Source organism: Escherichia sp. WS33, from assembly GCF_046486385.1.
Taxonomy (GTDB): Bacteria; Pseudomonadota; Gammaproteobacteria; order Enterobacterales; family Enterobacteriaceae; genus ECMA0423.
In genome coordinates, this window is record NZ_JBJQLJ010000001.1 from 356,435 (window position 1) to 377,872 (window position 21,438).

Genomic DNA, 21,438 nt, shown 5'->3' on the forward strand with positions numbered 1-21,438 from the left:
ATCGTCTCTGGTTCAGGAAGTATTACAGGCAGTGTTGTGCAAATTTTGCGGATTATCAAATCCTTTTCTTCAACGCTATGTCATCGATCTTGTATCACTTTTTTGCCGGAAGTTGTTTGCATTTTATTAGTTGGATAGGGTTTGTGGATTTTTGCTGGCTGACGGGCAAATAAAGTTTGTTTAATGGTTTGCTTATCTGCCAGTTGATTAATCACATGGCGGGCTATCTGACCGCCAGCACCAAGAATCAGTACATTTTTCATGAAAATTATCCCAGATTATTGGCAGCAATATGCCAGGCCATATCACTATTGCGGATTTGAATATGTTTCATTACAGAGTTTCCTCAAAGAACGGAGCTAATACTGAAATTGCTTCAGCCACATAGGCTTTGCCGTCATAAAGATCCATATGGTTTGCGCCTTCAACAATGTGATAGCGTTTATCCTGGCTTGATGCCCGATCGTACAGGTCGTCACTCATCCATTTGCTCCCTGCCTGGCTGCCCGCCACAATCTGCATCGGCTGAGTCAGGTACACTTCCGCCATATGGTAAGCATCATAGGTAATAATCTGGTTAAGGCTGCGCAAAGTAGCGTAACCCGGTGCTGTTGGATACTGCGCGCGAGGGGTGTGGTAATACTCCCAGGCCTGACGCAGTTCTTCGTTCGGCGCATCGGACTCCTTCATTGGTGCCAGTGGCATAACGGCATATTCTCCGCTGCTAATATCGCTGGTTCGGGCGTTTGAACCCGCTTCAACGTATGGCAGGGCATCAATAGATTTCACATTGTTTTCCCAACCATTACGGAACATCGAACCAATATTGACCGCACTAACGGTACCGATGGCCTTGATGCGGCGATCCTGAATTGCAGCATTGGCTGTATATCCTGCACCGGCACAAATTCCCATCGCACCAATTCGGGTATTGTCGACATAAGAAAGCGTTGTCAGGTAATCAATCACGGCACTGATGTCTTCAGTACGAATGTATGGGTTTTCTAACTGACGCGGCTCGCCGCCACTTTCACCTTGATAAGATGCGTCATAAGCAATAGTGACAAATCCCTTTTCCGCCAGTTTTTTGGCATAGGTTCCGGCCGTTTGTTCTTTAACGCCCCCACCTGGGTGAGATACCACAATTGCCTGATACTGACGGGTTTCATCAAATTTTGGAGGGAAATAGATCACTGCAGACAAAGAGATGGTTGGATTATTGCTGTTAGTGAAGCTGACTTTATTATTCATCATTCCGTTCCTCATGGAGTTGTCGGTTCGTTTTAACGGTTGGTGATATCACTATAGATATTGATCATTAAGTTGATTAGACCCAAAATCATGATTAGACCTATCATTTAAATGATTAATAGATTGCATGGAGATACTGAATGAAGCGTGAAGAAATCGCTGATCTGATGGCGTTTGTCGTCGTTGCAGAGGAGCGTAGCTTCACTCGTGCAGCAGCCCGCCTGAGCATGGCGCAGTCAGCTTTAAGCCAGATAGTGCGTCGTATAGAAGAACGATTGGGATTGCGGCTTCTGACGCGAACCACGCGCAGCGTTGTTCCAACTGAAGCGGGCGAGCATCTTTTGTCTGTTCTTGGCCCTATGTTGCATGACATAGATTCAGCCCTGGCATCCCTGAGCGAGCTGCAGAACCGCCCATCCGGGACAATACGTATTACTACTGTAGAACATGCAGCAAAAACGATATTGTTACCAGCAATGCGCACATTCCTGAAATCGCATCCTGAAATTGATATTCAGCTCACCATTGATTATGGTTTGACCGATGTCGTTTCTGAACGTTTTGATGCAGGCGTCCGTCTGGGTGGGGAGATGGATAAAGATATGATCGCCATTCGAATCGGGCCAGATATACCAATGGCTATTGTTGGCTCACCGGATTATTTTTCTCGCCGAAGTGTTCCAACGTCAGTGTCACAATTAATAGATCATCAGGCAATTAATTTGTATCTTCCCACATCGGGTACAGCAAATCGCTGGAGATTAATACGCGGTGGACGTGAAGTTCGTGTTCGCATGGAAGGTCAGCTTTTACTGAATACGATAGACCTGATCATTGATGCTGCAATTGATGGGCATGGATTGGCGTATCTACCTTATGATCAGGTTGAGCGGGCTATTAAAGAAAAAAAACTGATACGTGTTTTGGATAAATTCACACCAGATTTACCCGGTTATCACCTGTACTATCCACACCGTCGACATGCTGGCTCGGCATTCTCATTATTTATAGATAGGCTGAAGTATAAAGGTGCTGTTTAGCACTACTTGCTGATACATTAATTTAATTTCTCTCTTAACGTATTCTCAGTTCCTTTCAACGTTTTGGTTATTTTTTATTCTTCGTACAATGGCGACAGATGCTGATTTTGATACCGAAAACTGGTTTGAACGTGCGAAGCCTGAACGTAGTGTTCGGTGTTCTATGTGCTTTGCCGCATTTTGGCGTCGATTATTTACACTAAATCTGATTTAATATATTGATACATAAAACATTTTATGCTTCCTGTGTCACTTTTTTGATGGAAGTTGTTTGCATTTCTTTAAGGCGAAACAAATAATTACGCATCAATTTTAATGTTGGTTAGAGGGAAACTTATGAAGCACTCTGTTTCAGTCACGTGTTGTGCGCTGTTGGTCAGCAGCATTTCTCTTTCGTATGCTGCAGAAGTTCCGAGCGGCACAGTACTGGCAGAGAAGCAGGAGCTGGTGCGCCACATTAAAGATGAGCCTGCGTCGCTGGATCCCGCTAAAGCCGTGGGCCTGCCAGAGATTCAGGTCATTCGCGATCTGTTTGAAGGACTGGTGAATCAGAACGAGAAAGGGGAGATTGTCCCCGGCGTTGCGACTCAGTGGAAAAGTAATGACAACCGTATCTGGACTTTTACCCTGCGCGATAACGCAAAATGGGCGGATGGCACACCGGTAACGGCGCAAGATTTTGTCTACAGCTGGCAGCGTCTGGTGGACCCGAAAACGCTATCGCCATTTGCATGGTTTGCCGCGCTGGCGGGAATCAACAACGCACAGGCGATTATTGATGGTAAAGCTACGCCTGACCAGCTTGGCGTCACCGCAGTTGATGCCCATACCTTGAAAATTCAGCTTGATAAACCGTTGCCGTGGTTTGTGAATTTAACCGCTAACTTTGCCTTCTTCCCGGTGCAAAAAGCCAACGTAGAAAGCGGTAAAGAGTGGACGAAACCCGGAAATCTGATCGGCAATGGCGCTTATGTTCTTAAAGATCGCGTAGTCAATGAAAAACTGGTCGTGGTACCGAATACCCATTATTGGGATAACGCCAAAACGGTACTGCAAAAAGTGACCTTCCTGCCAATTAATCAGGAATCCGCAGCCACTAAGCGTTACCTCGCGGGGGATATTGATATCACCGAATCCTTCCCGAAAAATATGTATCAGAAGCTGTTGAAGGATATTCCGGGGCAGGTTTATACGCCGCCACAGCTCGGGACCTATTATTATGCGTTTAACACGCAAAAAGGGCCGACGGCAGATCAGCGCGTTCGCCTGGCATTAAGTATGACGATAGATCGCCGCCTGATGACCGAAAAAGTGTTGGGAACGGGCGAAAAGCCAGCGTGGCATTTTACACCAGATGTTACCGCCGGATTTACGCCGGAACCTTCGCCGTTTGAACAAATGAGTCAGGAAGAACTGAATGCACAGGCAAAAACTTTGTTGAGCGCAGCTGGTTATGGTCCGCAAAAACCGCTGAAGCTGACGCTTTTGTATAACACTTCAGAAAACCATCAAAAAATTGCGATTGCTGTAGCATCGATGTGGAAAAAGAACCTTGGCGTAGATGTTAAATTGCAAAATCAGGAATGGAAAACCTATATCGATAGCCGTAACACCGGCAATTTTGATGTTATCCGTGCCTCATGGGTGGGGGATTATAATGAACCCTCCACTTTCCTGACATTATTAACGTCAACGCATTCAGGAAATATTTCACGCTTTAACAATCCGGCATACGACAAAGTTCTGGCCCAGGCATCGACGGAAAATACCGTTAAAGCGCGTAATGCCGATTACAACGCGGCAGAAAAAATCCTCATGGAGCAAGCACCGATTGCACCAATTTATCAATATACCAATGGACGATTAATCAAGCCGTGGCTGAAAGGTTATCCCATTAATAACCCGGAAGATGTGGCGTACAGCCGGACTATGTATATTGTGAAGCATTGATGTGATGGGAACTGGCGTTACCCTTGTGGATAACGCCAGTGATGTCTGATTTAGCGACCCTGTTCCGGCGGTGTAATGTTATCCATATACAGCGTCTGGCTGGGGAAGGCAAAGTCCGCGCCGTGTGACTGTACAATATCGATAATCTTCAAATAAACGTCTTGCTGTGCAGCAAGCCACTCAGCCCATACCGTGGTTTTGGTAAAGCAATAAACCATAATATTCAATGACGAGTCGGCAAACTGGTTGAAATAAACCAGTAAGGTTTGTCGCTGGTCGATGGCCGGGTGATTTTTCAGCATCTCACGTACGGCTTCGACAATAACGCCCACTTTTGCCGCATCCTCATAACGTAAACCAATGGTCGTGGTAATGCGGCGGTTGGTCATTCGTCCTGGGTTTTCTACGCTGATCGATGAAAACAGCGAGTTCGGTACGTACAATGGACGATTATCAAAGGTCGTAATTTTGGTAATTCGCCAGCCAATTTCCGCTACTGTACCTTCGATATTTCTGTCCGGTGAACGGATCCAGTCGCCAATACTGAAAGGACGGTCGAAATAGAGCATGATCCCGGAAAAGAAATTACTCAGAATATCTTTACCGGCCATACCGACAGCCAGACCACCAATACCACCAAAGGTCAGCAAGCCAGAAAGGCTCATGCCGAAATGTTCGCCATAAAGCAGAACAAGCACCACAATAATGGTGATTTTGATAATGCGCGACATAATCCGCGCACTGGTGATATCGCGACCTTTTTTAATCTGCTGTTTTTCAAACTGATTAATCAGCAAAAATAGCTTAATCGTCAGAATAACCGCAATCAGGGACGTACAGATAAAATCGATAACGCCTGGGGTGATAAATTTGAGTTTATAGTTTTCTATAACATAATTAATAATGCTACCAACAGCACTGATAATTATGGTGTAGATTAAAAATTGCACCGCATGGAATAAAAAACCTTTTCTTTTACGATTTCCGCGGCGAAACCAAAAGCTCATCAGAATCAATGCTGCGCAGCTACCGAAAATAATGACCAGATTAAGCGCATTATTTGTAAACAGTTCAGCGATCATTGTTTTATCAGGCTCCTCCAGATAATTGTCGTCATGCCGGAAACCCCTGGCGGGGCTATTTTACCGCGACAATTCATTCAGATCATCAATAGTCAGGGAAGGAAGTAGCAACATTAGCTAACTAATCAATGCGTTGATTGTAAATCCAGCTAAGAGGTGAGGTTTTCAGAGCAGACAACGGTGAAATGTCATGGTATTGTTACGTTTAGGTAACAAGAAATTTGTCTTCACAAGGATTACATCATGATTATGGCGAAACTGAAGTCAGCGAAAGGGAAGAAATTTCTCTTTGGTTTGTTGGCGGTTTTCATTATTGCGGCGTCGGTTGTGACTCGCGCGACTATCGGCGGCGTTATAGAACAGTACAATATTCCGCTGTCTGAGTGGACGACATCAATGTATGTGATTCAGTCATCGATGATTTTTGTTTATAGCCTGGTCTTTACTGTGTTGCTGGCAATCCCGTTGGGAATTTATTTCCTTGGCGGCGAAGAGCAGTAAGTAAAAAATAGGCCCGATAACTCGGGCCTTGTCAGTTATTGAAGAGTCGTTAATCGTCTTCTTCGTCATCCAGTTCAACGGGTGTCTGATACTGGTCAGGTTTAATGACCAACAGATCGCAGCGAAGATGATCAATCACCTGTTCCGCCGTGTTGCCGAGGAATGCTGCTGAAATACCGGTGCGTCCTACCGTGCCCAGAACCACAATCCCCGCCTGTAAGTGTTCCGCCAAATCAGGAATCACCTCTTCTGGCAGACCTTTTTCTACGTGCGTCATGTTTTCATTAATGCCGAATTTCTGCCGCAGAGCTTTCATTGCCAGCAAATGTTGCCCACGAATGGCATCGTTATAAACGCTCGGATCAAATTCCGGCAGTTCAATCGCGATATTAATTGGCGTTACCGGATAAGCGCCAACCAGATGAACTTCGGTATGGTTGACTTGTTCTGCCAGTTCGATCGTCTCTTTGACCAGTTTTTCATTGAGCGCATTATGATACGGCTCTTCACTGGCGAGATTCACCGCCACCAGCGCCTTGCCTCCTTCCGGCCACGGCTGGTCTTTCACCATCCACACCGGGCTTGGGCATTTGCGTAACAGATGCCAGTCCGTTGGCGTAAAAATCACCGCTTCCAGACGGTCATGTTGGTGCGCCATTTTTAGCACCAAATCGTGCCCGCCGCTGATCACTTCCTGAATGATGGCTTCGAAAGGACGGTTATGCCAGACCACTTTAATTTCAATGGGAACGCCAGCATTGAGATAATATTTTGCCTGCTCGTGGATCCAGGCTGTACGCTGGCTGATGACGCCCTGACGCATAGCCGTACGTTCGTCCGGGGAGAGCAGGGTGGTCATTTCGTATGAGAAGTCATAGATCGGCAAAAAGGCTTTAATTTTGCCACCAATCCGTTGATGTAAATAAACAGCTCGCCGCAATGCTGGTTGGTCGTCCTGGTTAGGATCGATAACAACGAGCATGTTCTGATACATAGCCATACAGGGTCTCCTTACAACAACTGTCAACGCAGTTTGTAATTAAAAGATTAACCCATATCTGGTGAATGAAACAGTGATGAACCTTCTGCCAGATCAATAAATCAGAAAAATTTAATGATATGACAGAAGGATAGTGAGTTATGCGGAAAAATCAGGCAACATTACGCGTATGACCAGCAAGCTGGGCCAGCGCATCGTTATTTTCGATGGTGATGTATTTACCTTTGACTGCCAGCATACCGCTTTTCTGGAAGCGACCCAGCAGACGGCTGATGGTTTCTACCGTCAGGCCCAGATAGTTACCGATATCGCCACGAGTCATCGTCAGGCGGAATTCACGAGGGGAGAAGCCGCGTTGGGCAAAACGACGGGACAGGTTGTAGATGAATGCAGCCAGACGTTCCTCGGCATTTTTCTTCGACAACAGCAGGATCATGTCCTGATCGCCTTTGATTTCACCGCTCATCAGACGCATCATCTGCTGACGCAGATTCGGCATTTTACCGGACAAATCGTCCAGCGTTTCGAACGGGATTTCACATACCATCGAGGTTTCCAGCGCCTGAGCGAAGCTCGGGTGATGGCCGCTGCCGATGGCGTCAAATCCCACCAGGTCGCCAGCTAAATGGAAACCAGTGATTTGCTCGTCGCCTTGCTCAGTGATGGTATAACTTTTAATCGTACCGGAGCGGATGGCATAAAGCGATTTAAGTTCATCACCAGCCTTAAACAGCGTCTGGCCTTTCTGAATAGGCTTCTTCCGCTCAATGATATTATCAAGCTGATCAAGCTCATGTTCGTTGAGTGTGAACGGGATGCAAAGCTGGCTGATGCTGCAATCCTGGCAATGGATAGCACAACCGCCAGACTGAATGCGCCGTATAATTCGCTTTTCCGGGATCATAGGTCTGCTCAAGCCGTAATTGATATTTGTCAATTTTAACATCTTTTTAGGGAGCAAGTAAGTCTAAGCAAACCTTAACAGCAGAGAATTCCGATATCAGATGTAAATATATGTCTATCTATTTGAAAACCCTTAAGTTGTTAAGGGTAACTTTACATAAAAGTGTGAACAAGCTGGCACAAATTGTTTAATGTTTACAGCAAAAGATAACCTTCGTGGCGCAATAACCACTCTTTTCGCTGAACTCCGCCTGCATATCCGGTCATGGTGCCGTTTCGGCCAATAACCCGATGGCAAGGTACGACGATGCTGATGGGATTCGATCCGTTTGCCGCACCAACGGCACGCGCCGCGCCAGGGCGGCCCAATTGTTCAGCCAGTTGGCCGTAATGCATTACCTGCCCGCAGGGGATAGTGCGTAGAGTTTTCCAGACTTCGCGCTGAAATGGCGTCCCCCCTGTGGCAGTGGGAAGCGTATCAATAATGCTAAGATTACCGGCAAAATAATCACGAAGCTTGTCGCTTAAACCGCCTGGGTTGGTGGCAGAAATGCGCTCATAGCCTTCTTTGCGATAATGGATGTCCAGCAGCTGCACCATGCGTTCGCTGTACTCTTCCCATTCAACCGCCCGCAGGCGAAATTGCTCATCGCAAATCACCCACAGTGGACCCAGTGGCGTGGCAATTTTTTCTTCAAGTAATCTCAGCATCCGTTCTCTCTTAAGACAAACGTGGGTAAATCCCCGGACCTATCGGCAGACCAACAAGATACCACGCCAGCAACATCAGCAGCCATACCACCAAAAAGATAAGCGGATAGGGCAAGACTAATGAATAGTAAGTACCCAGTTTTGCGTCTGGTTTGTAGCGTTGCAGGAATCCAAGAAACAGTGGAACAAAAGGAGATACCGGCGCTAAAGGCAATACGGATGAGTCGGCAATACGAAAGAGGATTTGCGCAAATGCCGGGTGAAAGCCAAGTAGCATAAACATTGGTACGAAAATGGGGGCCAGAATCGACCAGATTGCGGAACCGCTGGCAATAAACATGCATAAGAAAGAGGAAAGCAACGCCAGACCGACAAACGCCGGGATGCCGCTAAGCCCTGAACTTTCAAGTATATCGGTCAGCCCCACGGCGATGAATTTCCCCATGTTGCTCCAGTTAAACATGGCGACAAATTGGGCGAGGGGAAAAACCATCACGATAAATCCCGCCATCTCTTTCATCGGTTCAATCATTAAATGCGGTAAATCCGCCTGACGTCGAATTGTGCGGGTAGCGATGCCATAAGCCAGCGAGACAACAAAGAAAAAAAGAATGATCAGTGGCACGATACCTTTAATAAAGGGTGATGGCATCACGGTGTGATTAATCGGATCGCGCAATATCCCGTTTTCCGGGATCACCATCAGCGCGATCGCAGCAATAAAAAGTAGCGATACGACACCTGCTATGCGTAAACCAAAACGCTGACTTTCGGTCAATGTCTGCAGTTTCTCATCGCTGTTTCCCTGCCATTGACCTAATCGTGGCTCGATGATTTTGTCGGTTATCAGGCCGCCAACAATCGTCAGTACGACTACGGAGCTGGCCATAAAATACCAGTTATCAATTACACTGACGTGCATTTGCGGATTGAACGCAGCCGCCGCTTCCGTGCTGATCCCCGACAGCAACACGTCGGTTGTGACAATCAGTAAATTAGCCGTAAAGCCGCAACCTACGCCTGCAATGGCAGCCAGTAAACCTGCAACTGGATGCCTGCCCACCGCCAGAAAAATCAGCGCACCCATCGGTGGCATGATCACTAACGCCGCATCGGAAGAAATGTGGCTGAAAAAAGCAATAAACAGCACCATATAACTGGCGTAGCGGGCATTAACATGCGATGCCATTTTAACCATTAGCGCTGGCAGTAAGCCGACGCGCTCCGCTAGGCCGGCACCTAAAACCAGCGCCAGGATCGCTCCAAGTGGAGCAAAACCGCTAAAGTTTTTAATCACATTGGGTAAAAACCAGTGTAATCCTTCCACACTGAGCAGGTTTTTCACCACCACCGGCGTACCATCGGTCGGGTTTTTCGCACTGACGCCAAAGGCTGACAAAATTGCCGTCGTCACCATGAGTACGATTATCAAATAGATAAAGAGCAAAAAAGGATGGGGAACCTTGTTACCAATTCTTTCGACCCAGCCATAGAGCTTCCCGGATTGGGAGGACGACGGTATGGATGACATACTCATGGGCATTCCTCGGTTGTTGTGTTTGCGTTGTTGTTGTTATTTTAAAGGTGACGGTGTCACGTTTTTCGGGATAGGGCAGTGATACGGTTGCGTGTCCGTAACTTGCTGATGCTCTTGTTGGCATTCTTGCAATAGCCCTGAATCAATGAAGAGATTGACTGTGGTTGCTGCCATAGTTTTCGCCGCCAGCAGCATTCCTTTATGAGCAATAGATGTTCGCCCCTGGCTAACCAGTTGCCACGTATGTAGCGGTGTACCGACGGCAAAACAGGGGCTGAAACACTGGGCAACAGGCAGTTTCCAACTGACGTCGCCGACATCAGTCGATGCCGCAAGCACGTTATCGGTGGCGGCATATGGAGCGACCTCATTCGCCAGTACCGTTTCACGATGACGTAGTGCAAAAACCTTGCCGTTTTCGCCACCGGTTGCGGCGATATTATTCAGACTGTTTTGCCGATCGTTGGGGGTGAGCGTAGCCTGAATTTGTTTCGCAAAAGCCAGTTCTTCGGAGTTCCATTCCGGGGTACCAAAATGGGATAGGGCATGGTACATGGCATTTTCTAAGGTGCGATTCGGGAGATAACTGGAACAGGCTTTGTCGAAGCGGCATTCAACCGTGGTTTCGGTCATCAATGCCGCACCTTCGGCGATTTTGGCGACCCGATCATAAATATGCTGCACGTCGGTCATTTCGGGGGCACGGATAAGATAAAGCACTTCTGCCTGCGCCTGGACCACGTTGGGCGAGATCCCGCCGCTATCTGTGATGGCATAGTGTACGCGCGCTTTTTCAATAATATGTTCGTTGAGGAAGTTGGTGCCAGTGGTCATCAACGTTACGGCATCAAGGGCGCTGCGTCCCAAATGAGGGGAATTCGCGGCATGTGCTGCGATCCCTTTAAAGCGCCATGATGCCTGAATGTTTGCCAGCGTGCGGGTATTGAACATACCGGCAAAGGCTTCCGGGTGCCAGGTGAGTGCCGCATCCACATCATCAAATACCCCCTCGCGGACCATGAACGTTTTACCCGAGCCGCCTTCTTCGCCAGGACAACCATAAAAGCGCACTGTGCCGCCTTGCCCATATTGTTCCAGCCATTTCTTGACGGCTATTGCAGCGGCAAAGGCGGCGGTTCCCAGCAAATTGTGTCCGCAACCGTGACCATTTTCACCGGGCGTCACGGATGTAGGTTGCGCGCAACCTGCTTGCTGACTTAAACCTGCCAGGGCGTCATATTCTCCCAGCAGGGCGATAACCGGTTTGCCTTGACCAAACGAAGCAATAAAGGCATTTGGGATATTGCCTACGTTGCGGGTAACGGTGAAGCCTGCAGATTCCAGCGCCGAAGCCAGATGCTCCGCTGACCAGAACTCTTCAAAACGTGTTTCTGGATGATCCCAGATTTGATCGGCAATATCGGTATAACGTTGGCGATCGGCTTCAATCGCATCGTCGATAAAACGATAGATTTCCTGCATCAGATACCTCGCGTCCAGGGAAAATTGAGCGCGGTGCGCGCCAGCGTTTCGACGGCAATAGCGAGAACCTGCTCGTCAAAATCGAATTTTTCGTTGTGATGACCTGCCGCCAGCTGTGTGCCAAACACCACGTAGGAGGCTTGCCCTTGATGTTGCTGCACGCGGGCCATCATTAATGTGGCATCTTCGGAACCCGCAGGCGCTTCAACACGTTCAATGGCCTGATTGACCCCCGCGACCTGAGCCGCCTGACTTTGCAACCATGCGACCCATTGCGGCGAAGGAGAACTGGCGGTAGCTGCACCCATCAGACGAGTTTCAACGCCGACACCATACATGGTTGCTGCGCCCTGAATCGCTTGTTGTGCACGGTCAAAAACATATTGATTAATGACGTCGCTGGCCCCGCGTGTTTCCACTTTCAGCAACGCCGAGGCAGGAACAACGTTACGACCGCTTCCTGCCTGCATAACGCCCACGTTTACTCTGGAAGCTCCTTCGCTGTGCGGGGCGATTGCATGCAGTGCAAGAGTGGCTTGTGCTGCCGCCAACAAGGCATTGTGACCGTCTTCTGGTTTTGCGCCTGCGTGAGCGGCGGTACCGGTGAAGTGCGCGTCAAATTTGGTGGTTGCCATAAAATTATCACTGCCGCACACCACGGTGCCCGCAGGTACGCCAGTGCCAATGTGCACGGCAGTAAAATAATCAACATCATCTACGACACCTGCATCGACCATCGCCCGCGCGCCACGCGTACCTTCCTCTGCAGGCTGAAAAATCAGTTTGATGACGCCATGTAGTCCGGACTCGAATTGTTTAAGGGTATGCGCCAGCCCAAGCCCAATGGCGGTATGTCCATCATGACCACAGGCATGCATCATTCCGGCGTTACATGACGCAAAACCGTCGCGGTAGGGGCGATGGCTGACATCCTGCTCTTCACTGAGATCCAGCGCGTCCATATCGACACGGAAAGCCATCACCGGACCGGGGCGACCGGTATCCAGGGTGGCGACGATACCAGTGAAACCACCTTCAAAAACCGCAATCCATTGTGCTAGCGCACCCTGTTGACGAGCGCGCTCGAATTCGCGTTGTAGAGTGAGTTCATCAGGTAGTCCCATCCGGCTACTTTCATTAACTACTTCGCGGCCCAGCGCCAGTGAATAGCCGAGCTGCTGCAATTCTTCCGCAACAAGGGTGGCAGTGCGGAATTCCACCCAGCCAGACTCTGCATAGTGATGAAAATCACGTCGCCAGTGCGATAATTTTGGGGCAAGCGAATTAACAAATTGATTCAAAGACTCCATAACCTTTCCCGTCATCAGTAAAAAGTGTGACCCGGTTCACGTAGCGATAGTTTTTACTTATCACTAACTGATTTTTCACAGTTTTAACCGTTCATAAATTACCCTGACACAATCATCTGCATTAAAGTAGATGCCAGTTTCTTTGGTCTGATAAATAACGGTTATCGGTGGCGTCATGGCTTTTCAGGTAAAAATTCATCAAATTCGTGCTTTTGTTGAAGTGGCTCGTCAGGGCAGCATTCGCGGAGCGAGCCGAATGTTGAATATGTCGCAACCGGCACTGAGTAAATCTATTCAGGAGCTGGAAGAAGGATTAGCGGCGCAACTCTTTTTTCGCCGTAGTAAAGGCGTGACGTTAACTGATGCCGGTGAAAGTTTTTATCAGCACGCCAGTCTTATTCTTGAAGAACTGCGCGCAGCCCAAGAGGATATTCGCCAACGACAAGGGCAACTGGCAGGGCAGATTAATATCGGCATGGGGGCCAGTATTTCCCGCAGTCTGATGCCAGCTGTCATATCTCGTTTTCATCAGCAGCATCCGCAGGTAAAAGTACGCATTATGGAAGGGCAACTGGTGTCGATGATTAATGAATTGCGTCAGGGAGAATTGGATTTCACCATCAATACCTATTATCAGGGACCGTACGACCACGAATTTACTTTTGAGAAATTACTGGAAAAGCAATTCGCGATCTTTTGCCGCCCGGGACACCCCGCCATTGGTGCCCGTTCGATCAAACAGTTACTGGATTACAGCTGGACAATGCCGACGCCACACGGCAGCTACTACAAACAGTTGAGTGAATTGCTTGACGATCAGGCGCAAACGCCACAGGTCGGTGTAGTCTGCGAGACGTTCTCAGCCTGTATCAGTCTGGTGGCAAAAAGCGATTTTCTCAGCATACTGCCTGAAGAAATGGGCTGCGATCCCTTGCACGGACAGGGGCTGGTGATGTTGCCGGTTAGCGAAATTTTACCGAAAGCGGCCTATTATTTGATTCAGCGGCGTGATAGTCGCCAGACACCACTGACCGCGTCATTAATCACGCAATTCCGGCGAGAATGCGGCTATCTGCAAAGTTAAAACTGCATAAAAAAATAGAGTCTGTCGACATCCGCCAGACTCTACAGTACACACAGCAGTGCATCCGCGTCTTAAATCCGGCATTGTCTCCTCTGCGCCGGTGACTGTGTTATAACGGTTTTAACCTTTAGTTGCCAATTTTCTTCAGTGACAGATTTCACGAAAATATAAGTTACATTATTAATATCGTGAATGAATAATCATGCATAAGCATTTTGCTTAAAATATCGGCAATATTTGGAACTTATTACTGGAATTTTGGGTAATACGTTGTTGGACCGACCCGGTCTGGTTATCATATCGCGCTCTTAATTGCGGGAGGATGTAACATGAACCTTGACGACAAATCGCTGTTTCTTGACGCCATGGAAGATGTCCAGCCGCTGAAACGTGCTACCGATGTCCACTGGCATCCAACGCGTAACCAACGTGCGCCGCAGCGTATCGACACGCTGCAGCTTGATAATTTCCTCACCACCGGATTTCTCGACATCATCCCACTAAGTCAGCCGCTGGAGTTTCGGCGGGAAGGGTTGCAACATGGGGTGCTGGATAAGCTGCGCAGTGGTAAATATCCGCAACAGGCGAGCCTGAATCTTTTGCGCCAGCCGGTGGAAGAGTGCCGCAAAATGATGTTCAGTTTCATTCAACAAGCCATGGCTGATGGTTTGCGTAACGTGCTGATTATTCATGGCAAAGGACGGGATGATAAATCGCATGCCAATATTGTCCGCAGCTATGTGGCGCGCTGGCTGACCGAATTTGATGATGTTCAGGCATATTGCACTGCGCTACCGCATCATGGCGGCAGCGGGGCGTGTTACGTCGCACTACGTAAAACGGCGCAGGCGAAGCAAGAAAACTGGGAGCGCCACGCTAAGCGCAGTCGTTGATCTCGAGACGCATCCGCGGCTTATGCCGCCAGCACGCGGTTGCGTCCATCATTTTTCGCCCGATACAAAGCATCATCAACGCGTTTAAACAGTTCATCGATGCTTTCATTTCCTTCGTGATGCGCCACACCAATGCTGACGGTAAAGCGTGGTAAGCCCGAAATACTCACTTTTGCCACGCTTACACGGATAGTTTCAGCCAGCGAAAGCGCGGTATCCAGTGGGGTTCTTGGTAGCAATAAGACAAACTCTTCGCCTCCCCAACGAAACACCAAATCGCCTTTGCGAGCGCAACATTCAAGGGTGCGGGCGAGGGCGCATAACACCTCATCACCTTTAGAATGCCCATAGAGATCGTTAATGTGTTTAAAACGATCGGTGTCGATGAGCAACAAGCTGTAATCCTGGGCGATGGCGAGGTGCTGCATTTGGCCTGGTTCCGTAATGTGATAAAACTGTCGCCGATTCAGTAATCCGGTCATCGCGTCATGGTGAGCAGCATGTTCCAGCTGCTCCTCCAGCCGTTTTTGCTCAGTAATATCATGCACAATACATAACATGAGCTTGTCGCCATAAATTTCAATCGGCCCGGCATAGGTCTGCACATGACGAGTAGATCCATCCGCCAGTTTATGAACAAAATTCAAAGGTTTATGACCGCCGGGTAAATGCGAAATTTCATGCATGATAGGCATGACGCGACGCCCGAGCATATTAATTTCCCAGGTATGTTTCTGGCACATCGTTTCATGGTTATAACCATAGAAATTGAGCGCGGCGAGGTTAGCATCGACGATTTGGCCATCTCGTGAGGGGTCAATCAACAACATTGGTGCAGAGTTAGTCAGAAAAAAGCGCGCATAAAAACCTTGTTTTTTGCGCTGATAATTTGCCGAGCGACTGGCTTTTAAACCCAGCGTTGCCGGCGCTTCGATACCTTCGAAAATAATCACCGGTTCTGCTTCTGTCAGCTTTCGCAAAACAAGCCGACAGCTTAATGCTGTTTCCTCTTCTTTACGCTGAACAGTGAGGATTTCGATAATATCGTGTTGGTTTTGCAGATCGGAGAGGTATTTCGGCAGTTCTTTTTGTGAGGAGACGGAATAGGGACCGGTTCGTAGCTGACTAAACGTGAGGTCTTGCATCAACAGTCGCGCCGCGCTATTGGCATAAATTAACTGTTCCTCAAAGGGCGAAACGATCCAGACAGGACTGGTGAGTAAGTCCAGGGTATTGAAGTTGTGCGTAATCATTGAGATCCCGTTATTTTTATCAATTTTTGTTGCTATCCGATCGCAAAAAAGCCATGTCATATGATCAGATAATTCTGATAATGATAGACGCTATTTAACACTTCACACGGTTTGTATACGGAAAAGCATTTTGCTTTTTGTATTCAATTTAGACAGAATTTTATTAATCATTTCAGGGTAATGGGGTGATGAGATGTTGCGTAACAGGGCCAGAAGGCTAGACTACAAAATAATGCGTTGATGATGGAGGCACTGTGGAAGCGATTAAGGGATCGGACGTTAATGTCCCGGATGCAGTATTTGCCTGGATGCTGGATGGTAGAGGCGGCGTTAAACCGCTGGAAAATACAGATGTGATTGATGAAGCGCATCCCTGCTGGCTCCACCTTAATTATGTACACCATGATAGCGCCCAATGGCTGGCGACAACACCGCTGCTTCCCAATAACGTACGTGATGCGCTGGCGGGCGAGAGCACGCGGCCCCGAGTCAGCCGTCTCGGTGAAGGCACGCTGATTACATTGCGCTGTATAAACGGCAGCACCGATGAACGCCCCGATCAACTGGTCGCCATGCGTGTATATATGGACGGGCGGTTAATTGTTTCGACCCGACAACGCAAAGTGCTGGCGCTGGACGATGTGGTGAGCGATCTGGAAGAGGGCACGGGTCCGACCGATTGCGGAGGGTGGCTGGTGGATGTGTGCGATGCGTTGACCGATCATTCCAGCGAATTTATCGAGCAGCTGCACGATAAAATTATCGACCTTGAAGATAATCTCCTTGATCAGCAAATTCCACCGCGTGGATTCCTGGCTCTGCTGCGCAAACAATTAATCGTGATGCGTCGCTATATGGCACCGCAACGTGATGTTTATGCTCGTCTTGCCAGTGAACGTTTGCCGTGGATGAGCGATGACCAACGCCGTCGGATGCAGGATATTGCCGATCGCCTTGGGCGCGGTCTTGACGAAATCGACGCCTGTATAGCACGGACTGGCGTGATGGCGGATGAAATCGCTCAGGTGATGCAGGAAAATTTAGCTCGTCGTACCTATACAATGTCATTGATGGCAATGGTCTTTTTACCCAGTACCTTTCTGACAGGGTTATTTGGCGTCAACCTTGGTGGGATCCCTGGCGGCGGGTGGCAATTCGGATTTTCAATTTTTTGTATTCTGTTAGTTGTTCTTATTGGTGGTGTTGCTTTATGGTTGCACCGTAGTAAATGGTTGTAACAAAAGCAATTTTTCCGGCTGTCTGTATACAAAAACGCCGCAAAGTTTGAGCGAAGTCAATAAACTCTCTACCCATTCAGGGCAATATCTCCCTTGCAGGTGAATGCAACGTCAAGCGATGGGCGTTGCGCTCCATATTGTCTTACTTCCTTTTTTGAATTACTGCATAGCACAATTGATTCGTACGACGCCGACTTTGATGAGTCGGCTTTTTTTTGCCTGTTATTTATCAGCGTCTACCCTTTAAGAGTCCACCCAATGACCGGAGGGAAATATGACGACACTTATTTATTTGCAAATTCCTGTCCCTGAACCGATTCCTGGCGATCCTGTTCCAGTGCCCGATCCGATCCCTCGCCCGCAACCCATGCCTGACCCACCACCTGATGAAGAACCGATTAAATTGTCGCATCGTGAGCGTAGATCTGCGAGGATACGCGCCTGCTAACTTTGCGTCGATGACCACGAGAATAGATTGTGACCGCTTTTTCTACCCTGAATGTTTTGCCTCCCGCCCAACTCACGAACCTTAATGAGTTGGGTTATTTAACCATGACGCCGGTGCAGGCCGCCGCGCTTCCGGCGATCCTTGCCGGAAAAGATGTTCGCGTGCAGGCGAAAACCGGCAGCGGCAAAACGGCGGCTTTTGGCCTCGGCTTGTTACAGCAAATTGATGCGTCGCTATTTCAAACCCAGGCTTTAGTGCTGTGTCCTACGCGTGAACTGGCGGATCAGGTGGCAGGTGAATTGCGTCGGCTGGCGCGTTTTCTGCCAAATACCAAAATTTTGACGTTATGCGGTGGTCAACCGTTCGGTATGCAGCGTGATTCGTTGCAACATGCGCCGCATATTATCGTGGCAACGCCGGGTCGTTTGCTGGATCACTTGCAAAAAGGCACGGTATCACTGGATGCGCTGAATACTTTGGTGATGGATGAGGCCGACCGCATGCTGGATATGGGATTTAGCGATGCCATTGATGATGTCATCCGTTTTGCGCCTGCATCTCGACAGACGCTTCTGTTTTCGGCAACCTGGCCGGAAGCCATCGCCGCAATCAGCGGACGAGTGCAACGCGATCCTTTGGCGATTGAAATTGACTCAACAGATGCTTTGCCACCCATTGAACAACAATTTTATGAGACATCCAGCAAAGGCAAAATTCCTCTGTTGCAACGGTTATTAAGCTTGCATCAGCCATCCTCTTGCGTGGTGTTTTGCAATACCAAAAAAGATTGCCAGGCTGTCTGCGACGCGCTGAATGAAGTAGGGCAAAGTGCATTGTCGTTACACGGCGATCTGGAGCAACGCGATCGCGATCAGACTCTGGTACGTTTTGCTAACGGTAGCGCCCGTGTACTGGTTGCTACTGATGTTGCTGCGCGTGGTCTGGATATTAAATCGCTTGAGCTGGTGGTGAACTTTGAGCTGGCGTGGGACCCTGAAGTTCATGTACATCGCATCGGTCGTACAGCTCGTGCAGGAAATAGCGGTCTGGCGATCAGTTTCTGTGCTCCGGAAGAAGCACAGCGGGCCAATATCATTTCTGACATGTTGCAGATAAAACTTAACTGGCAAACGCCGCCAGCTAATAGTTCCATTGTGCCGCTGGAAGCAGAAATGGCAACGTTGTGTATCGATGGCGGGAAAAAAGCCAAAATGCGCCCGGGTGATGTATTAGGTGCACTGACAGGAGATATCGGGCTTGATGGCGCAGATATTGGCAAAATCGCCGTGCATCCGGCGCATGTCTATGTCGCGGTGCGTCAGGCTGTTGCTCATAAAGCATGGAAACAGTTACAGGGCGGGAAGATTAAAGGAAAAACGTGCCGGGTGCGGTTATTAAAATAATGAAATGTTGAATTGCCGGGTGCAAGAGTAAACATCTTATGCGGGATTGCCGGATGCGACGCTGGCCGCGTCTTATCCGGCCTCCATAAGAGTAGCCCGATACGCTTGCGCATCGGGCGCTATCCTGGTTATTTCACTTCAACCACATTCAGCCGTAACTCATCCAACTGATTTTCATCTTCTTCTGGCTGCCAGCCCGCCGGTTGTAGTGGGATCTCTTCGCGATCAAACGCCAGATCACCCCCGTTAACCACTTCAGAACCGTGGGTAATGCCTTTGAAATCGAACAGGTTGGTATCGCACAGATGCGACGGCACCACATTCTGCATCGCGCTGAACATCGTCTCGATACGCCCTGGATAACGTTTATCCCAGTCACGCAACATGTCAGCAATCACCTGACGTTGCAGGTTAGGCTGTGAACCGCACAGGTTGCACGGAATAATCGGGAACGCTTTTGCATCGGCAAATCGCTGAATATCTTTCTCGCGGCAGTAGGCCAGCGGACGAATAACGATATGTTTGCCATCATCGCTCATCAGTTTCGGAGGCATACCTTTCATCTTGCCGCCGTAGAACATATTTAAGAACAACGTTTGCAGGATATCGTCACGATGGTGACCCAACGCGATCTTCGTCGCCCCCAGTTCCGTTGCGGTACGATAAAGGATACCGCGACGAAGGCGAGAACACAGTGAGCAAGTGGTTTTGCCCTCTGGAATCTTCTCTTTCACGATACCGTAAGTATTCTCTTCAACAATCTTGTACTCAACGCCCAGCTTTTCAAGATACTCGGGCAGAACGTGTTCCGGGAAGCCCGGTTGCTTTTGATCGAGGTTAACAGCCACCAGCGAAAAATTGATTGGCGCGCTTTGCTGCAAATTGCGCAGAATCTCCAGCATGGTATAGCTGTCTTTACCCCCGGAGAGGCAAACCATGATGCGATCGCCTTCTTCAATCATATTGAAGTCAGCAATGGCTTCGCCCACGTTACGACGCAGACGTTTTTGTAATTTGTTCAGGTTGTATTGTTCTTTCTTTGTAATTTGTTGATTATCTTGCATTATTTCAGTTCTCTGGTACTAAATGGGGCAAATTGGGGGCAAACTTTGCAACTACGATAACCGCGCATTCAACATGGCTATCTGTTCGTCGTTCATGTCATCAATCCACATACCGTAAATTTCATACACCATCTGCGCAGTTTCATGCCCCATTTGGCTGGCTATAAATGCCGGGTTCGCTCCTGCCGTCAACAGCCAGCAGGCAAAAGTATGCCGCGTATGGTACGGATTACGGCGGCGAATACCAGCACGTTTTACTGCTGCATTCCACCTTGCCCCCAAACTGCTTACCGAGTAATAAGGTTTTTGTTTTCCGTTACACACCCTGGGCATGAAAACAAAATGCAGTTTTTGCTTTTCGGTTCTGCCGTACTCCCGATGATAAAAGGTGATTTCGCTTTTGCGATGATGCCCGGTCAGTTTGTATTGCTCCTTCAGTGCTTCAAGAGCAGGCTGCAGTAGTGTTACTGTTCGGATCCCGGCATTTGTTTTTGGGGGACCGAACATATCAAGTATCGTCAGGTTTCTTCTGACATTCACTATTCCCTTTTCGAGATCCACATCCTCCCACGCCAGAGCTGCCAGTTCCCCGTGACGAAGTCCTGAGTAAACGGCAAATTTCCACAAGTTCTGGCTCTGTCCTTTTTCACTTTCCATTAATGCATTGAATTCTGTTTTAGATAACGGATCAGGCTTTATTCTGTTTCGCTGTAATTTTTTTACTCCTTCAAATGGTTTGGTTGATATAAATCCCGACTGATACGCAAAACGCAACAGCGAACAGAGCAGGGCGATATAGTTATCAACTGTGCGCACGGTTCTTCCTTTTTTGTTGGATCTTGGATTATCCAGGTAAAGCGTTTCTCCATGCAGCAGTTCATTCCGGTAGTTTAAGATATCGCTATAACGAATATGTGATATCGGGGTACTTTCACAAATTATTATTCTGAGTGTTTTTAATTGTGATTTCGTTTTCTTCATTGTGTTTGTTGTTAACTCTGTCTCTTTAATTTTTGTCCAGATATCACAAAGCTCTCCGAACGTTTTTATGACTCTCGTTGTCACCATTTTTGCCCCAGTGCTGGACTGGGGAAAACGTCTTAAATACTCAAATTCACCGGAGTTTATTTCATGAACTATCAGCGCTCTTAAATTTCCGGCCTTTTTAATATTACTGTTTGTAATCTCCCAGCCTTTTAATGTTTCCCGACATCGTTTTCCTCGAAACATGAACCAGATGCGAATGTATCTACCTCTAATCTCGACACCTGTTGGTAATTTAGACATA

The 21,438-nt window shown here is 48.3% G+C and carries 20 protein-coding genes and 1 pseudogene; 9 read left to right on the top strand and 12 right to left on the bottom strand.

The features are described from left to right. Nucleotides 1-125 precede the first annotated feature (125 nt). Nucleotides 126-263, bottom strand: a pseudogene (locus ACJHXA_RS01845) (NAD-dependent dehydratase); the annotation flags it as partial. 70 nt (nt 264-333) lie between these two features. Continuing rightward, a complete protein-coding gene (locus tag ACJHXA_RS01850; protein WP_001345592.1) occupies nt 334-1,254 on the bottom strand; it encodes an alpha/beta hydrolase in 921 nt (306 codons plus the stop codon). A gap of 137 nt (nt 1,255-1,391) precedes the next feature. On the opposite strand from ACJHXA_RS01850, the gene pgrR reads away from it, so the two are divergent. After that, a complete protein-coding gene (gene pgrR / locus ACJHXA_RS01855; RefSeq protein WP_000817693.1) occupies nt 1,392-2,291 on the top strand; it encodes a DNA-binding transcriptional regulator PgrR in 900 nt (299 codons plus the stop codon). Between the two features lie 336 nt (nt 2,292-2,627). Next, on the top strand, nt 2,628-4,241 hold the full coding sequence (mppA, locus tag ACJHXA_RS01860; RefSeq protein ID WP_000683008.1) for a murein tripeptide ABC transporter substrate-binding protein MppA: 1,614 nt from the start codon (nt 2,628-2,630) through the stop codon (nt 4,239-4,241). Between the two features lie 50 nt (nt 4,242-4,291). Here mppA and ynaI read toward each other — a convergent pair whose 3' ends face one another. Next, nucleotides 4,292-5,323 (bottom strand): low conductance mechanosensitive channel YnaI, encoded by a 1,032-nt coding sequence (gene ynaI, locus ACJHXA_RS01865; protein ID WP_000559900.1) that lies wholly within the window; start codon nt 5,321-5,323, stop codon nt 4,292-4,294. A gap of 243 nt (nt 5,324-5,566) precedes the next feature. Between ynaI and ACJHXA_RS01870 the strand changes: the two genes are divergently transcribed. Beyond that, nucleotides 5,567-5,824, top strand: coding sequence for a DUF2534 family protein (locus tag ACJHXA_RS01870; protein ID WP_000605090.1), 258 nt, complete (start codon nt 5,567-5,569; stop codon nt 5,822-5,824). A 49-nt stretch (nt 5,825-5,873) separates the two neighbouring features. Here the strand turns inward: ACJHXA_RS01870 and uspE are convergent, their stop codons facing one another. The 6 genes from uspE to abgA all read right to left on the bottom strand — a co-directional run bounded on the left by uspE (nt 5,874) and on the right by abgA (nt 12,767). Then, nucleotides 5,874-6,824: a universal stress protein UspE gene (gene uspE, locus ACJHXA_RS01875; RefSeq protein WP_001262123.1), complete on the bottom strand. Its 951-nt coding sequence runs from the start codon at nt 6,822-6,824 to the stop codon at nt 5,874-5,876. 151 nt (nt 6,825-6,975) lie between these two features. After that, entirely contained in the window at nt 6,976-7,728 is a 753-nt protein-coding gene (gene fnr, locus ACJHXA_RS01880; RefSeq protein ID WP_000611911.1) for a fumarate/nitrate reduction transcriptional regulator Fnr, read from the bottom strand. A gap of 194 nt (nt 7,729-7,922) precedes the next feature. Further along, complete coding sequence (gene ogt / locus ACJHXA_RS01885) at nt 7,923-8,438, bottom strand: methylated-DNA--[protein]-cysteine S-methyltransferase (protein ID WP_000945005.1); 516 nt, start codon at nt 8,436-8,438, stop codon at nt 7,923-7,925. Between the two features lie 10 nt (nt 8,439-8,448). After that, on the bottom strand, nt 8,449-9,975 hold the full coding sequence (gene abgT, locus ACJHXA_RS01890) for a p-aminobenzoyl-glutamate transporter (protein ID WP_000062967.1): 1,527 nt from the start codon (nt 9,973-9,975) through the stop codon (nt 8,449-8,451). Between the two features lie 36 nt (nt 9,976-10,011). After that, nucleotides 10,012-11,457 (bottom strand): p-aminobenzoyl-glutamate hydrolase subunit AbgB, encoded by a 1,446-nt coding sequence (abgB, locus tag ACJHXA_RS01895; RefSeq protein WP_001156440.1) that lies wholly within the window; start codon nt 11,455-11,457, stop codon nt 10,012-10,014. Beyond that, nucleotides 11,457-12,767, bottom strand: coding sequence for a p-aminobenzoyl-glutamate hydrolase subunit AbgA (abgA, locus tag ACJHXA_RS01900; RefSeq protein WP_000444949.1), 1,311 nt, complete (start codon nt 12,765-12,767; stop codon nt 11,457-11,459). The genes abgB and abgA overlap by 1 nt, the downstream gene beginning before the upstream one ends. 175 nt (nt 12,768-12,942) lie before the next feature. On the opposite strand from abgA, the gene ACJHXA_RS01905 reads away from it, so the two are divergent. Beyond that, the gene (locus ACJHXA_RS01905) at nt 12,943-13,851 is read left to right on the top strand and encodes a LysR family transcriptional regulator (protein ID WP_000885454.1); all 909 of its coding nucleotides are present in this window, start codon (nt 12,943-12,945) and stop codon (nt 13,849-13,851) included. 329 nt (nt 13,852-14,180) lie between these two features. Beyond that, entirely contained in the window at nt 14,181-14,744 is a 564-nt protein-coding gene (smrA, locus tag ACJHXA_RS01910) for a DNA endonuclease SmrA (protein WP_001046821.1), read from the top strand. A gap of 20 nt (nt 14,745-14,764) precedes the next feature. Here smrA and dgcM read toward each other — a convergent pair whose 3' ends face one another. Further along, nucleotides 14,765-15,997, bottom strand: a complete 1,233-nt coding sequence (gene dgcM / locus ACJHXA_RS01915) for a diguanylate cyclase DgcM (protein ID WP_159187732.1) — start codon at nt 15,995-15,997, stop codon at nt 14,765-14,767. Nucleotides 15,998-16,190: 193 nt separating this feature from the next. On the opposite strand from dgcM, the gene ydaN reads away from it, so the two are divergent. From ydaN to dbpA, 4 genes are all read left to right on the top strand, one after another. Then, nucleotides 16,191-16,238 (top strand): protein YnaN, encoded by a 48-nt coding sequence (gene ydaN / locus ACJHXA_RS01920; protein WP_211180494.1) that lies wholly within the window; start codon nt 16,191-16,193, stop codon nt 16,236-16,238. A 13-nt stretch (nt 16,239-16,251) separates the two neighbouring features. Next, entirely contained in the window at nt 16,252-17,235 is a 984-nt protein-coding gene (gene zntB, locus ACJHXA_RS01925; RefSeq protein WP_000387388.1) for a zinc transporter ZntB, read from the top strand. A gap of 274 nt (nt 17,236-17,509) precedes the next feature. Beyond that, on the top strand, nt 17,510-17,683 hold the full coding sequence (gene ynaL / locus ACJHXA_RS01930) for a protein YnaL (RefSeq protein WP_001296046.1): 174 nt from the start codon (nt 17,510-17,512) through the stop codon (nt 17,681-17,683). A gap of 29 nt (nt 17,684-17,712) precedes the next feature. Next, entirely contained in the window at nt 17,713-19,086 is a 1,374-nt protein-coding gene (dbpA, locus tag ACJHXA_RS01935; RefSeq protein WP_000123745.1) for an ATP-dependent RNA helicase DbpA, read from the top strand. 128 nt (nt 19,087-19,214) lie between these two features. On the opposite strand, the gene ttcA is transcribed toward dbpA, so the two are convergent. Both ttcA and ACJHXA_RS01945 read right to left on the bottom strand, forming a co-directional pair. Continuing rightward, entirely contained in the window at nt 19,215-20,150 is a 936-nt protein-coding gene (gene ttcA / locus ACJHXA_RS01940; RefSeq protein ID WP_001153728.1) for a tRNA 2-thiocytidine(32) synthetase TtcA, read from the bottom strand. Nucleotides 20,151-20,201: 51 nt separating this feature from the next. Then, a complete protein-coding gene (locus ACJHXA_RS01945; protein ID WP_000040852.1) occupies nt 20,202-21,437 on the bottom strand; it encodes a tyrosine-type recombinase/integrase in 1,236 nt (411 codons plus the stop codon). Nucleotide 21,438: the final 1 nt, after the last annotated feature.

What these genes read in the sequence shown, in the direction of transcription:
- ACJHXA_RS01850 (WP_001345592.1), bottom strand. Translation starts at nt 1,254, where the DNA reads ATGATGAATAATAAAGTCAGCTTCACTAACAGCAATAATCCAACCATC.
- pgrR (WP_000817693.1), top strand. Translation starts at nt 1,392, where the DNA reads ATGAAGCGTGAAGAAATCGCTGATCTGATGGCGTTTGTCGTCGTTGCA.
- mppA (WP_000683008.1), top strand. Translation starts at nt 2,628, where the DNA reads ATGAAGCACTCTGTTTCAGTCACGTGTTGTGCGCTGTTGGTCAGCAGC.
- ynaI (WP_000559900.1), bottom strand. Translation starts at nt 5,323, where the DNA reads ATGATCGCTGAACTGTTTACAAATAATGCGCTTAATCTGGTCATTATT.
- ACJHXA_RS01870 (WP_000605090.1), top strand. Translation starts at nt 5,567, where the DNA reads ATGATTATGGCGAAACTGAAGTCAGCGAAAGGGAAGAAATTTCTCTTT.
- uspE (WP_001262123.1), bottom strand. Translation starts at nt 6,824, where the DNA reads ATGGCTATGTATCAGAACATGCTCGTTGTTATCGATCCTAACCAGGAC.
- fnr (WP_000611911.1), bottom strand. Translation starts at nt 7,728, where the DNA reads ATGATCCCGGAAAAGCGAATTATACGGCGCATTCAGTCTGGCGGTTGT.
- ogt (WP_000945005.1), bottom strand. Translation starts at nt 8,438, where the DNA reads ATGCTGAGATTACTTGAAGAAAAAATTGCCACGCCACTGGGTCCACTG.
- abgT (WP_000062967.1), bottom strand. Translation starts at nt 9,975, where the DNA reads ATGAGTATGTCATCCATACCGTCGTCCTCCCAATCCGGGAAGCTCTAT.
- abgB (WP_001156440.1), bottom strand. Translation starts at nt 11,457, where the DNA reads ATGCAGGAAATCTATCGTTTTATCGACGATGCGATTGAAGCCGATCGC.
- abgA (WP_000444949.1), bottom strand. Translation starts at nt 12,767, where the DNA reads ATGGAGTCTTTGAATCAATTTGTTAATTCGCTTGCCCCAAAATTATCG.
- ACJHXA_RS01905 (WP_000885454.1), top strand. Translation starts at nt 12,943, where the DNA reads ATGGCTTTTCAGGTAAAAATTCATCAAATTCGTGCTTTTGTTGAAGTG.
- smrA (WP_001046821.1), top strand. Translation starts at nt 14,181, where the DNA reads ATGAACCTTGACGACAAATCGCTGTTTCTTGACGCCATGGAAGATGTC.
- dgcM (WP_159187732.1), bottom strand. Translation starts at nt 15,997, where the DNA reads ATGATTACGCACAACTTCAATACCCTGGACTTACTCACCAGTCCTGTC.
- ynaL (WP_001296046.1), top strand. Translation starts at nt 17,510, where the DNA reads ATGACGACACTTATTTATTTGCAAATTCCTGTCCCTGAACCGATTCCT.
- ttcA (WP_001153728.1), bottom strand. Translation starts at nt 20,150, where the DNA reads ATGCAAGATAATCAACAAATTACAAAGAAAGAACAATACAACCTGAAC.
- ACJHXA_RS01945 (WP_000040852.1), bottom strand. Translation starts at nt 21,437, where the DNA reads ATGTCTAAATTACCAACAGGTGTCGAGATTAGAGGTAGATACATTCGC.